Below are 12,406 nucleotides of genomic sequence, written 5' to 3'. Positions count from 1 at the left end.
GCCGATGACAGAGCGACTGAACCTCTATCTCAATCCCAATTTCGTCGATACATTCGCGCAGGCGACCAACGTGTTGGTTGTGCTGATTATCGGCGCGATCATGGCGCTGGTCGTCTCTCGTTCCCGACATCTGTCGGAAGACTATGTCAAGGCAGAGCGCGCCCGCGCCAATCTCGCCCGGCATTTTTCGCCCAATGTCGTCGACCAACTCGCCACGGATGACGAGCCCTTCGGCCCGGTCCGCCGGCAGGATATCGCGGTGCTGTTCGCCGACATCGTCGGCTTCACACACTATTCCGAGGATCATCCGGCCGAAGCAGTGTTCGAACTTCTGCGTCAGTTCCACCGTCGCATGGAGCAGGTCGTTTTCGACCACCATGGCACAGTCGATAACTATATCGGCGATTGCATCATGGCGACATTCGGGGTTCCGCAAGCCAGCCATGATGACGCGACTCGGGCCATCCAGTGCGCTGAAGCGATGATCGCCGCTCTCAAAGACTGGAATGTGCAGCGGGTATCCAGGGGATACCCGCCGCTGGACGTTCGGATCGGTGCACAATATGGCGCAGTCGTCATCGGCGCGGTCGGCAGCGAGCGCAATCTGTCCTTCGCGGTGGTGGGCGACACCGTCAACGTCGCCAGCCGTTTGCAAGCGCTCTGCCGTGAGCTTCAGGCGAATATTTGCTTTGGGTCACGACTGATTGAGGCCGCGCAGGCGGAATCGCCCACGACACAGTTGAATGCGCGCGATCATGGACCGGTGAGCATCCGCGGCCGGGACGAACCGGTCCATGTTTGGGTCGAACACAGAGCCGAAAACCAGGGCGCTGTTGCGGTCTCGGCGTGATATAGGCCGCCATGTGAAACGCCTGCACCTCGGCCGGATAGCGGCCGCGCCATAGGGGTATGTCCTGACCCAGGCCGAAAGCCATCACGTGCCTGAGGTAATTGCTCCAGCCTTCGCGGCTGCGGCGTCTGTGCCTGCCTTGTCCTCCCAGGTCACCGCCCGGTAGTCGAAACCATATTCCAGCGTCGGTTTGACGATGCGGAAGAAGGGCGACAGGTCGAAGTCGCGCGGCGTGTAGAGCGAGTGGTGGCGGATGTGCAGGATTTCCCGGCGCGAATAGTTCGACTGGGCCGAGGCACGGCCGGGCGCCCGGGTGATCTCGGGCAGGATCGGATAGCGGATCTGGCCATAGGCCTCGGCGATCAGCGAGGAGCAGATGGCCCGGGTCGGATCGCCGGAGCCGAAAGCCAGCATGCGGCGGCGCCAGCGCACCGGTACCGGCGGCGTCGGGAAGAAATAACGCAACATGTCGAAGATGTTCTTGAGATCGTATCTGAGGCCGAGCTTGCCGATCATGAAGGCAACGACCTTGTCACGATCTTCCGGCGCCAGACCGCTCGCCCGGCAGATGCGCGTGTTGTAGGTCCGGTAGCGCGACAGCGGCACGGCGATGCAGCCATCGCCAAGCGTGACCTCGATCAGGCGGCGCCTTTCCGATCCGTCCGCCGGTTCGGGCAAGGCATCGCCGACATAGAAGGCTGCATGCGACCAGGTCGACTGGGTCAGGTATTTGATCGCCGCCGAGATCTTCTGGTTGCCCTCGATGAGCAGGATGTCGCCGGGCTCGAGCGTTCGGCGCAGCGTTTCGGCATCGGACGGCGTGTAAGGCTCGTAGCCCGACGATTCCTCCTGCAACCGGCCGGCAAGCCAGCGGCCAAGTCGGTCCAGAAGCGTGTCACCGGTCTCGATCATGCCAGACGGCGATTACCACAGGCCGGCGGCCTAGACCATGATCCCGAACCGAAGGACTGCGTCAGCCGGCGGCACCGGGCGCGCCGGCGTCTTCGCGCGGCGCGGCGGCCAGATCGTCGCGCGCCTTGCGCGCAAGTTTCCTTGTCGAGCGCCTGGGGCTGTCGCCGAACAGATCGGCTGCGACGGCGAGACAGGTCTTCTTCAGGCTTTTCTCCGAGCGCTTCAACAGCTTGCTCAGGAGCCGTGTTTCTTGAGGAGAGCCGAGCGGCCGGTCGTCGGCATCGAGAAGTTCACGCATGACGAACACATCATGCAGTTCACCCAGTCTTTCGCCGAGTTCGTCGACCGCCTTGCGCCGGGCCTTGATCGGCGTCGGCCACAGTCTTCCGAGCAGCGACAGATGCATGCCGTGGGTCTTTGCCGCCTTGCGCAGATCGTGGAAATCATCGGCCTCGCCGCGCGAGCCAGCCTTGTCCAGCGCCTTTCTGGCGCGGCGCAAGGTGATGCGGGCGCCGTCGGCAAGCACATCGGCGGCCTGTTCGGGCTGGTCGGGCAAGGCCAGTATGTCGATCCGGCTGATGCCCTCCTCGCAAGCCGCAATCGCCGCGCCTATTGCAGCGTCGAGGCCTGCTCCACCATGCAGTTCGTGCTGGCGCGCGACGAGCGTCTCGCGAACGGCATCAAGACCGCCACCCGCGCTCTGTTCGGGAAAGCTTGCTGCCAGCCGGTCGATTGTTTCAACCAGCGCGGTCGCCTCGCGCGGACCGGCAAGCAAGGCTGCAACGTCGCGGTAGCACTGGTTCTCGGTCACGCAGAATGTTTCGTCTCCGGAACGGACCAGGCGCAGCAAGGCGCGCACATTCTTCAGCCGCTTGCGGCATTTGTGCAGCCCCTGTTCCGGCCTGTCGCGCGCCGTGTCCAGATGGACTAGCGCCTTGCCGATCTCCTCGGCGAGGATGCGCCTAACCTCGCCGGTCAACGGCAGGCGCGGATTGATGCGATAGCTCATGCGGCGATCTCCGGAATCCCCTCGAGGGCGAGCGACGCGTTGTAGAACCTCTGCTCGCCGGTGACTTCGCGGCCGAGCCAATCTGGCAGCATTTCGTCCGGCACGTCCTCAGGCGTCTCGAGCTCGGCGACCACCAGACCACTAAGCATCCCGCCGAAAACATCGACTTCATAGAGATGGCCGCGATGCCTAACATGGTGGCGTGTCTTCTCGATGACACGTCCGATCGCGAAGGTCAGCATCTCTTCCGCCTCCGCCAGAGGGATCGGATATTCGAATTCGTCGCGTTCGCGGGCCTTGTTGCCGAATTTGAGCGTCAGCTTTGCCGAGGCGCCGTCGCTGATGCGCACGCGCACCGAGCGGCCGGGTGCGGCGGCGAGATAGAACTGGCGAATACGGATATCCGCTTCAACCAGATCCCGCCACTCATTGCCGGAGACCAGGAACTTGCGCTCGATTTCCTTGACCATGGCTTCGCACTAAAGCGCGTGCGGCCAGACATGGCAAGCCAGAGATCGACCAGTGTTGACTTTAATCATTCGATTGATTAAATCGCTCATCATGAGCAAATCGACAAACGCCAAAACTCCGCGGCGCGAGGCATCTCCCGCCGACATGACGCGCGCGGCACTTGTCCGTGCGGCGCTGAGGCTGTTCGGACGGCAGGGCTTCGACGGCACGTCGACGCGCGAGATCGCGGCTGAGGCCAAGGCCAATATCGGCTCGATCGCCTATCATTTCGGCGGCAAGGAAGGGCTTCGCAACGCTGCGGCCGACTATATCGTCGACACCATCCAGACCATTGCCGGCCAGGCGATCGGCAATCTGCAAGCGCCCGCGGCGGCAATGGCCGATCCCGAGGCAGCGCGGGCACATTTATTTGTCGCACTGGAGCGGATGGTGGCCTTCATCGCGGCAAGGCCGGAAGCCGGCGAGATCGTGCAGTTCGTCCTGCGTGAGCTGTCTCATCCAACCGCCGCGCTCGACCGTATCTATGACGGTGTGTTCGAACCGGCGCATCGCCGGCTGTGCCTGATCTGGGAGCAGGCGACGGGGGAGCCGGCCGAGAGTGAGGCTACCCGACTCACCGTGTTCACGCTGATCGGCCAGGTCGTCTATTTCCGCATCGGCCGCGAGGCGGTGATGCGCCGCATGGGCTGGCGCGCGATCGGCGACGCCGAGGCCGCCAAGATCGCGGCGGCGGTGACGGATAACCTTGGGGCCATATTGGCCGCCCGGAAGGATCGTAGGTCATGAGTTTTCTTTGTTCTCTGCCGCTCGCCGCCCTGCTTTTCAGCGCCTGCGCACCGGCGGCGCCGCTCGCCGTCGGCTATGTCGAGGGCGATTATGTGCTGCTCGCGCCGATCGAGGTGGCGCAGGTCGAGACGATTTCGGTCAAGCGCGGCGACCGCGTCGCGCCGGGCACGCCGGTGGTGACGCTGGAAAGCGCCGATGCGAAAATAGCCGTCGCGCAAGCCGAGGCGGCGCTTGCCCAGGCCCAGGCGCAACTCGCCGACCTGCAGGTCGGCAAGCGTCCGGAAGAGATTGCGGTGCTCAAGGCGCAGGTCGACATGGCCAGGGCGCAAGCCGCCGACGCCAAACGCAGATACACCCGCGCCAGCGATTTGTTCAAACGCGGCACCGGCACGCAGGCCGACTTCGACACCGCCTCGGCCACGCTGGAGACAGCCAACGCACAAGTCGGCCAGGCGGAAGCCAATCTCGCCGTCGGCGGACTGCCGGCACGGCCGGAGACGATCAAGGCCGCCGACAATCAGGTCAGTCAGGCGCAATCAGCACTAGAGCAAGCGCGATGGCGGCTTTCGAAGCGCGTGCTGGCGGCGCCGTCGCCCGGCCGCGTCAACGACGTGATCCGCAACCCCGGTGATACGGCCGGCCCGACCGCGCCGGTCATTTCTATGCTGCCGGATGGCGCGGTGAAGCTCAGCCTCTATGTGCCGGAAAGTGCGTTCTCGTCGGTGAAAGTCGGTGCGCTACTTAATGTCCATTGCGATGGCTGCGGGCCGGACGTGAAGGCTCGCGTCAGATACGTGTCGCCGGACCCGGAATTCACGCCACCAGTGATCTATTCACTGGAGACCCGACAGAAGCTGGTCTACCTGGTCGAGGCGCGGCCGGAGGGCGATGCCAGTGCGCTGCAGCCTGGGCAGATCGTCGATGTCGATCTGGCGGATATCGGCAAATGAACGTCATCGACGTCCATGGCCTGGTCAAGCGCTTCGGCGACAAGACGGTCGTCGACCATGTGACGATGACGGTGGCCGAGGGCGAGATCGTCGGCTTCCTCGGCCCGAACGGCTCGGGCAAGACGACGACCATCCGCATCATGTGCGGCCTGCTGACGCCGGATGAGGGCGACGGCACGGTGCTCGGCTTCGACATCCGCACCGACAGTCTGAGGATCAAGCGCGAAGTCGGCTACATGACGCAGAAATTCTCGTTCTACGAGGATCTGACCATCGCCGAAAATCTCGAATTCGTGGCGCGGCTCTATGGGTTGAAGCCGCTCAACGAGCACGTGGCTAAGACGCTGGAGGAGCTCGGCCTGACCTCGCGCAAGGACCAGCTGGCCGGCACGCTGTCCGGCGGCTGGAAGCAGCGGCTGGCACTGGCCGCCTGCATCATGCACAAACCCAGATTGCTGCTGCTCGACGAGCCGACGGCGGGCGTCGACCCGAAGGCGCGGCGCGAATTCTGGGACGAGATCCATCGGCTGGCCAGCGGCGGCCTGACCGTGTTGGTTTCCACCCACTACATGGACGAAGCCGAGCGCTGCCACCGCATCAGCTACATCTCCTACGGCAAGATGCTGGCTACCGGCACGGTCGAAGATGTGGTCAGGAATGCCGGACTGACGACCTTCGTCGTGCAGGGCCCGCGGCTTGATCAGGTTGCTGCCGCACTCAGCGGCCGCCCCGGCGTCGACCAGGTGGCGCCGTTCGGCGCGACGTTGCATGTCGTCGGTTCCGACAAGAAGGAACTGGAAGCAGCACTTGCCGATGTCGAGAAAGAGCACAAGGGCGTGACGGTGACGCCGGGCGAGACCAGCCTGGAGGATGTGTTCATCCAGTTCATGTCCGGCTCGAAGGACAACATGGGATGAAAAATGGGATAAACAGCGTCTTTTCCTTCGCCCGGCTCGGTGCGCTGCTGATCAAGGAGTTCATCCAGATGCGGCGCGACCGCATCACCTTCGCCATGATGCTGGGCGTGCCGCTGATGCAGCTGGTGCTGTTCGGCTATGCCATCAACAACGATCCGAAGAGCCTTCCGGCAGCCTTGGTGGCGATGAGCAGCGATCCTTACACGCGGGCCATGGTTTCGGCGCTGCAGACCACCGGTTACTACCGCTTCGATCATGTCGCGCAAAGTGCCGCCGAGGCGGAGTTCCTGATGGCGCGCGGCGACGTCGCCTTCGTCGTCACCATCCCCGCCGATTTTGCCAGGCGGGTCGAGCGCGGCGACAGCCCGCAGATACTGATCGAAGCTGATGCCACCGACCCAGCCGTCGCCAGCGGCGCCATTTCGACGCTCGGCACGGTCGCCAACCAGGCGCTGCTTCGGGCACGCGGCATGCAGGAGACGGCCGCCGAAGCTGCCCGGGGCCAGCTCGAAGTGGTGGTGCACCGGCGCTACAATCCGGAAGCCGTCTCGCAATACAACATCGTGCCCGGCCTGCTCGGCGTCATCCTGCAGATGACGATGGTGATGATGACCTCGATCGCGCTGACGCGCGAGACCGAGCGCGGCACGATGGAGAACCTTCTGGCGATGCCGTCCAGCCCGCTCGAAATCATGCTGGGCAAGGTGCTGCCCTATCTGGCGGTCGGCGCCGTGCAGGTGGTGGTGGTGCTGGCGGCGGCGAAGCTTTTGTTTGCCATTCCGTTCACCGGGTCGATGTCGCTGCTGCTGACAGCAGTGCTGATCTTCGTGCTGGCGCTGGTGCTGCTCGGCTACACCATCTCGACGATCGCCCGCACGCAGATGCAGGCGCTGCAGCTCACCTTCTTCTTCTTCCTGCCGTCGATCATGCTGTCCGGCTTCATGTTCCCCTATCGCGGCATGCCAAGCTGGGCGCAGATCTTCGGCGAGGTCCTGCCGCTGACGCATTTCCTGCGCATCATCCGCGCGGTGATGCTAAAAGGCGCCGAACTGCCGGCGGTGGCAACGGAAATCGGCTGGCTGGTGGTGTTCGTGGCGCTGTTCGCCGGCGTGGCGCTGGTGCGGTTCCGCCGGACGCTGGACTAGATCTAGTGCATCTCGCCTAGCTTTGGCCGCGTTTGGCCTTCTCTTCATGCGCCAGATACTGGTGAACGAACGCAATCGCCATGCTGCCCTCGCCGACCGCTGACGCAACCCGCTTGACAGGACTCAGGCGTACGTCACCGCAGGCAAAGATTCCGGGCGCACTGGTTTCGAGCAGATAGGGGTCGCGGTCGTGCGACCAGCCACCGGCCTTCTTCACATCATCCCCGGTCAGCACGTATCCGCGTGCATCGCGCACGACATCGGTCGGCAGCCACTCGGTCTCTGCGTTGGCGCCAATGAAAACGAACAGCCCGCCGCAATCGTACCGCCTCACCTCGTTGGTCGCCTTGTCGAGAATGTCGATCGCCGTCAGGTGAGTCTCGCCGTGCACGGCCTGGACTTCGGATCGAAGCTGGACTTTTACGTTCGATTTCGCCCTGAGCTGCTCGATCAGATAGTGAGACATGCTGTCTGCAAGCGACGGGCCGCGCACGAGAAGTGTCACGCTGCGCGCATGGCCCGAAAAATGCAGTGCTGCCTGGCCGGCCGAGTTGCCGGCGCCGATCAGGAAGACGTCCAGTCCATGGGTGGTGCTTGCCTCGCTGCGCGCGGCTCCATAATAGACGCCCTTGCCGATAAGCCGATCGAACCCCTCGATGCCCAGACGACGCCATGTCACGCCTGTTGCAAGAATGAGGCTGCGCGCCCGCACGACATCGGTGCCGTCGAGAAATAGATCGTGCGTGGTCGGATCGATGCCGGCGACGGAGCGGGTGACCAGGATTTCGGCGCCCAGCCGTCTTGCTTGCTGCAGCGCGCGACTGGCCAGTTCATCGCCGGAAATTCCGCTGGGAAAGCCGAGATAGTTCTCGATCCGTGACGATGTCCCCGCCTGTCCGCCAGGCGCCTCGCGCTCGACGACGATCGTGCGCAGCCCCTCGGAGGCGCCGTAGACCGCCGCGGCAAGGCCAGCCGGCCCGCCACCGACGATTGCCACATCGTACTCGGCGCCGCGCGGGCGCGTCTGCAACCCGAGGCGAATGGCAAGATCGCGCACGGCCGGACTTTCCATGATCTCGCCGTCCGCCAACCGGGCAACGGGACCATCGAGAGCCGGCCGGCCCAGAGCAGACCAGAAAGCCTCGGCGTCGGTTGTGTCGGGCAACAGCCAGGTGAATGAGATCTGGTTGCGGGCCAGAAACCGGCGCAACTCCCCGCACGCCGTGTCCCAGCGATGGCCGACCAGTGTCACGCGCGGCTTCTGCGGCTCGGCGGTGATGCTCTGCAGCCCGCCCATCCGCTCGCGCGCAAGCGCGCTGACCTTCTGGGCCACGTCCTTTGAAACCGCCGCGATGGAATAATATTGCTGGACCTCGAGGCGCATGACGCGGGACGGTTCGGCGGCGCGATACCCGCCCGGAAAACCCGAGCCCAGGGCAATCGGCACCTCACCGAATATCGTTCCCGGCAGCCGCCAGCCGAGCGTCCGTTCGACGCCGTCGAAGGTCTTTACGACTTCGATCTTGCCGGCGAGAACCGCAAACAGCGCGGCCTCTCCGCCCTCATGAACCGCGAACTCTCCGGGGCTGAGATGAAGGTCGGCCGCCGTCCGCGCCAGCCGCTCCAGCTCGCCCGCCGGCAACCCCGAAAACAACGGGATCGCTCCCACTTCATCAACTGTCAGCATGGTCCCTCGCGGGAGCCAATTAGCGTTGTTTTTCCGTTTTGATCAACAAAAAAGCGGAGTCTCGCCTTGGCGGATAGGTTGTGAAACAGCGCGCTTGAAGCGCGTCGGGTTGTGCCGATAGGCATGACCATTCGGGTCGAGTTTCATGCCGGCTTGGCCTGAGCCGGTACCGGCGGCAATTCAGGCGCATCCAGCCCTTTGAAAGGATCGCGCCAGGCGTCGATTTCTTCAAACTGACGATACCAACGGCCGACAGACGGATAGTCGGCGAGCGGCAATCTGGCGACATCGTTGAAGGGCAGAAACGTCGCCATTCGAAAGTCGGCGTAGGAAACCGAATTCTCGACCAGCCATTCTCGCTCCGAAAGCGCGGCCTCGAGTGTTGCAGCGGCAGTGCGGAAGTCTCTCAGGCCCTCCTCAACCCGGCCCTGATCGATCGGGCCGAGCCCATATCGCTGTTTGGTCCCGCGTTCGAAATGCACGACGTCGCAAGCTCTTGCGAAGTTCTCCTTCCCCCAACTGAGCCATCGGATCATCTCGGGTTCGTCGTCGCCGGTGCGCCAGAGATCCGAATGCGCGTCGCGTGATAGCCGGCAAGCTATGGCGTCGGCCTCCCAGAGGCTTTTTCCCGAGCCTACAAGTATGGGCAATGAAAGATTGGGATTTAGCGGGCGAAATCGCTCGGCCTGGCCGGGAGCGAAGGGGGAGGCGAATTCAAACTCGACCTTTGCGTTGAGATAACGTGCCACCGCGACCGCGAGGCGAGGATTGGGATTGCGGCTGAAGAACAGTTTCATTCCTGTCTGTCCTTGAATGGTACGGTTCGATTGGACACGCAGGGGACGCTTTGACACCTTTAACCGGCCGCGTGGCCCGGAACTGGTCGCCACCTAAGCCGCCGCCATGATCTCCGCATAGGTGGCGAAATCGACATTGCCGCCGGACAGCACCACGGCAACGCATTTGCCTGATAGCTCGATCTCGCCCGACGATAGCGCGGCCAGCCCGACGCTGCCGCCAGGCTCGACCACCAGCTTGAGATGGGCCATGGCGTCGCGCATCGCCTGTGCCGCGGCCTTGTCGGAAACGGCAATGCCGCCGGCGAGATTCCTGCGGTTGATCTCGAAGGTCATCGCGCCCGGCTCGGCGGTGAGGAGCGCGTCACAGATCGACGTGTGGCCGGGTTCGATCGAAACCCGAGCACCTTTGGCCAACGAACGACAGGTGTCGTCGAAATGCTCGGGTTCCACCGCCCAGACGGCCGTATCAGGTGATGCATCCTTGACCGCGATGGAGATGCCGCTGCTCAAGCCGCCGCCGCCGCAGGGAATGACGATCGCGTCGAGACTCACGCCGAGCGCTTTCGCCTGCGCCATCAGCTCGAGGCCGATCGTGCCCTGGCCGGCGATGATGGCCGGATCGTCGAATGGCGGGACCAGGACCATGCCCCGGTCCATATAAGGGCGAACCACCGTCATGCGGTCATCGCGGAAACGGTCGAACGGAACCACTTCCGCTCCCATTTTCCTGACATTTCCGACCTTCATTGCCGGGGCGTCAGTGGGCATGGCGATGACCGCCTTGACCCCGAACATCGCCGCCGACGCGGCGACACCTTGCGCGTGGTTGCCCGACGAGAAGGCGACGACGCCACGGCTGCGTTCTTCCTCGGTGAGCGAAGACAGTTTGTTGTAGGCGCCGCGGAACTTGAACGAGCCGGTGCGCTGCAGCGTCTCCGGCTTGAACAGAATCCTGGCACCGAAGCGGTTGTTCAGCTCCGGCGATTCGATCAGCGGCGTTTCGACGATCAGGCCGGACAATCGCGCTGCTGCGGCGTGGATATCGGCGATGCCGGGAGGCGAGTTCATGGCGAGGTCCTGCGGAAGTGAGATCGCCCATGGTGCACGGAAAGCAGGGCCGCGCACCACTGAAAAAATGTGACCGATACAATTCGCTTTTGGCAGGAAAGGGGCGCTCCCGCCTCCGCTATGGCTCCGGGCGTTCGTCGCTTCAATCGATCGGCTTCGCCGACCGCTCCTCACCCCAAAAGCGTCCTTGTCCGTTTGGCGCCGCCCATTTTGCGCCAGTTGTTGAAGCGATGGGTGGCGGCGGCGAAGGAGATCTTCATCTGCTGGGCAACCGAATAGCGCGATTTGCCCTCGTCGAACATGCGGTAGCAGCACTCGACGCCCTCCTCGGTCAGCTTGCCGTCGGGGGCCTTGTTGTGCGGATTGGCGGGATCGAATTTTTCGGCCTGCTGCTCGACCAGGCCTTTCAGGCGCTGCAGGTCGGCCTCGATATTGGCGATGAGATCGAGAACGGGTTTTGGGTCAAATGCATGGATGGGCTGCTTTGCCGGCATCTACGGATTCCTTTCTCTTGGCTTAGGTTTGGCTATATAGGTGAACATTCGCCAATAATGAAGAGCGGCGATGGAACCCCGGAGCCAATAATTTTGAACCTCCGGGCGACGGGCGCGATTGACCAACGACGCACCAGATCATAGTTTAGAACTATTCTAAACTAGGGTGAATTTCTCATGCTTTCCCGTGTTTTCGGCTTTGGCCGCCGTCCCTTCGAATCGCTCTCGGAGCAAGAGATCCTGGCGCTCGCCATCTCTTCGGAGGAAGACGACGGGCGTATCTACCGGGCCTATGCCGACGGGTTGGCGGATAGTTTTCCGCATTCGGCCAAGGTGTTCGAGGAGATGGCCGAGGAGGAGGACGGCCATCGCGACTCGCTGATCGAGCTTCACCGCGAGCGTTTCGGCGAGCGCATTCCGCTGATCCGGCGCGAGCATGTGAAGGGCTATTACGAACGCAAGCCCGACTGGCTGGTCAGGCCGCTTGGTATCGAGCATGTGCGCCAACAGGCCGAGTCGATGGAGAAGCAGGCGTACCTATTCTACGTCGAGGCGGCGAAACGCACCAGCGATGCCTCGACGCGAAAGCTGCTCGATGATCTGGCGGTGGCCGAACAGGGCCATGAGACGCTGGCGCAGCGGCTGGAGCAAAAGCATGTGCCGGGCGCGGTCAAGGACGAGGAAGCAGCGGCCGAGCAACGCCAGTTTATCCTGACCTATGTGCAGCCGGGACTGGCCGGGCTGATGGACGGATCGGTGTCGACGCTGGCGCCGATCTTCGCCGCCGCCTTTGCCACGCACGACACATTCCAGACCTTTCTGGTCGGGCTTGCCGCCTCGATCGGCGCCGGCATCTCGATGGGCTTCACCGAGGTGGCCTCCGACGACGGCAAGCTGTCGGGCCGCGGCTCGCCGGTGAAACGCGGGCTGACAGTCGGCATCATGACCATGCTGGGCGGCCTCGGCCACGCGCTGCCCTACCTCATCCCGTTTTTCTGGACGGCGACGATTGTCGCTGCGGTCGTGGTGTTCTTCGAGCTATGGGCGATCGCCTTCGTGCAGAACCGCTACATGCAGACGCCGTTCTGGCGCGCCGCCTTCCAGGTGGTGCTGGGCGGCGCGCTGGTGTTTGCGGCCGGCGTGCTGATCGGGAATGCTTAGCTCGATCTTTCCTTCTCCCCTTGTGGGAGAAGGTGATTGGCGCGTAGCGCCAAGACGGAAGAGGGGTGTTGGACGGGTCGCAGTCGGTGCCAAGCTGGAACACCCCTCATCCGTCGCCTTCGGCGACACCTTCTCCCACAAGGGGAGAAGGAAAGG

The 12,406-nt window shown here is 63.5% G+C and carries 13 protein-coding genes; 6 read left to right on the top strand and 7 right to left on the bottom strand.

The genetic code is table 11. The features are described 5' to 3' along the window. Nucleotides 1-850, top strand: an 850-nt coding sequence (locus EN885_RS22995; RefSeq protein ID WP_164897898.1) for an adenylate/guanylate cyclase domain-containing protein, incomplete at its 5' end; no start/stop codon positions are given. A gap of 84 nt (nucleotides 851-934) precedes the next feature. On the opposite strand, the gene EN885_RS22990 is transcribed toward EN885_RS22995, so the two are convergent. From EN885_RS22990 to EN885_RS22980, 3 genes are all read right to left on the bottom strand, one after another. Then, a complete protein-coding gene (locus EN885_RS22990) occupies nucleotides 935-1,762 on the bottom strand; it encodes a lipo-like protein (protein WP_128241695.1) in 828 nt (275 codons plus the stop codon). 61 nt (nucleotides 1,763-1,823) lie between these two features. After that, nucleotides 1,824-2,771, bottom strand: coding sequence for a CHAD domain-containing protein (locus EN885_RS22985; protein ID WP_128241696.1), 948 nt, complete (start codon nucleotides 2,769-2,771; stop codon nucleotides 1,824-1,826). Continuing rightward, complete coding sequence (locus EN885_RS22980) at nucleotides 2,768-3,241, bottom strand: CYTH domain-containing protein (RefSeq protein WP_128241697.1); 474 nt, start codon at nucleotides 3,239-3,241, stop codon at nucleotides 2,768-2,770. Before EN885_RS22980 ends, EN885_RS22985 begins: the two co-directional genes overlap by 4 nt. Before the next feature lie 91 nt (nucleotides 3,242-3,332). Between EN885_RS22980 and EN885_RS22975 the strand changes: the two genes are divergently transcribed. The 4 genes from EN885_RS22975 to EN885_RS22960 are packed head-to-tail and all read left to right on the top strand — an operon-like array spanning nucleotide 3,333 to nucleotide 7,040. Beyond that, nucleotides 3,333-4,028: a DUF1956 domain-containing protein gene (locus tag EN885_RS22975; RefSeq protein ID WP_128241698.1), complete on the top strand. Its 696-nt coding sequence runs from the start codon at nucleotides 3,333-3,335 to the stop codon at nucleotides 4,026-4,028. Beyond that, nucleotides 4,025-4,978 (top strand): HlyD family efflux transporter periplasmic adaptor subunit, encoded by a 954-nt coding sequence (locus EN885_RS22970; RefSeq protein WP_128241699.1) that lies wholly within the window; start codon nucleotides 4,025-4,027, stop codon nucleotides 4,976-4,978. The genes EN885_RS22975 and EN885_RS22970 overlap by 4 nt, the downstream gene beginning before the upstream one ends. Further along, on the top strand, nucleotides 4,975-5,895 hold the full coding sequence (locus EN885_RS22965) for an ABC transporter ATP-binding protein (RefSeq protein ID WP_128241700.1): 921 nt from the start codon (nucleotides 4,975-4,977) through the stop codon (nucleotides 5,893-5,895). The genes EN885_RS22970 and EN885_RS22965 overlap by 4 nt, the downstream gene beginning before the upstream one ends. Nucleotides 5,896-5,903: 8 nt before the next feature. Then, complete coding sequence (locus EN885_RS22960) at nucleotides 5,904-7,040, top strand: ABC transporter permease (protein WP_128241714.1); 1,137 nt, start codon at nucleotides 5,904-5,906, stop codon at nucleotides 7,038-7,040. 16 nt (nucleotides 7,041-7,056) lie between these two features. On the opposite strand, the gene EN885_RS22955 is transcribed toward EN885_RS22960, so the two are convergent. The 4 genes from EN885_RS22955 to EN885_RS22940 all read right to left on the bottom strand — a co-directional run bounded on the left by EN885_RS22955 (nucleotide 7,057) and on the right by EN885_RS22940 (nucleotide 11,089). Continuing rightward, nucleotides 7,057-8,727 carry a cyclic nucleotide-binding domain-containing thioredoxin-disulfide reductase gene (locus tag EN885_RS22955; RefSeq protein WP_128241701.1) on the bottom strand — a complete coding sequence of 557 codons (1,671 nt, stop codon included), beginning with the start codon at nucleotides 8,725-8,727 and terminating at the stop codon, nucleotides 7,057-7,059. Nucleotides 8,728-8,870: 143 nt separating this feature from the next. After that, complete coding sequence (locus EN885_RS22950) at nucleotides 8,871-9,524, bottom strand: glutathione S-transferase family protein (RefSeq protein WP_128241702.1); 654 nt, start codon at nucleotides 9,522-9,524, stop codon at nucleotides 8,871-8,873. Between the two features lie 93 nt (nucleotides 9,525-9,617). Further along, the gene (locus EN885_RS22945) at nucleotides 9,618-10,595 is read right to left on the bottom strand and encodes a threonine/serine dehydratase (protein ID WP_128241703.1); all 978 of its coding nucleotides are present in this window, start codon (nucleotides 10,593-10,595) and stop codon (nucleotides 9,618-9,620) included. Nucleotides 10,596-10,765: 170 nt separating this feature from the next. After that, a complete protein-coding gene (locus EN885_RS22940) occupies nucleotides 10,766-11,089 on the bottom strand; it encodes a hypothetical protein (protein WP_128241704.1) in 324 nt (107 codons plus the stop codon). 177 nt (nucleotides 11,090-11,266) lie between these two features. Here EN885_RS22940 and mbfA point away from each other — a divergent pair, with 177 nt between their 5' ends. After that, nucleotides 11,267-12,250: an iron exporter MbfA gene (gene mbfA, locus EN885_RS22935; protein WP_128241705.1), complete on the top strand. Its 984-nt coding sequence runs from the start codon at nucleotides 11,267-11,269 to the stop codon at nucleotides 12,248-12,250. Nucleotides 12,251-12,406 lie beyond the last annotated feature (156 nt).

It is taken from the genome of Mesorhizobium sp. M6A.T.Cr.TU.014.01.1.1 (assembly GCF_004022765.1).
In the GTDB taxonomy this organism is placed as follows: Bacteria; Pseudomonadota; Alphaproteobacteria; order Rhizobiales; family Rhizobiaceae; genus Mesorhizobium; species Mesorhizobium mediterraneum.
This window is presented reverse-complemented; position numbering and strand designations above follow the sequence as displayed.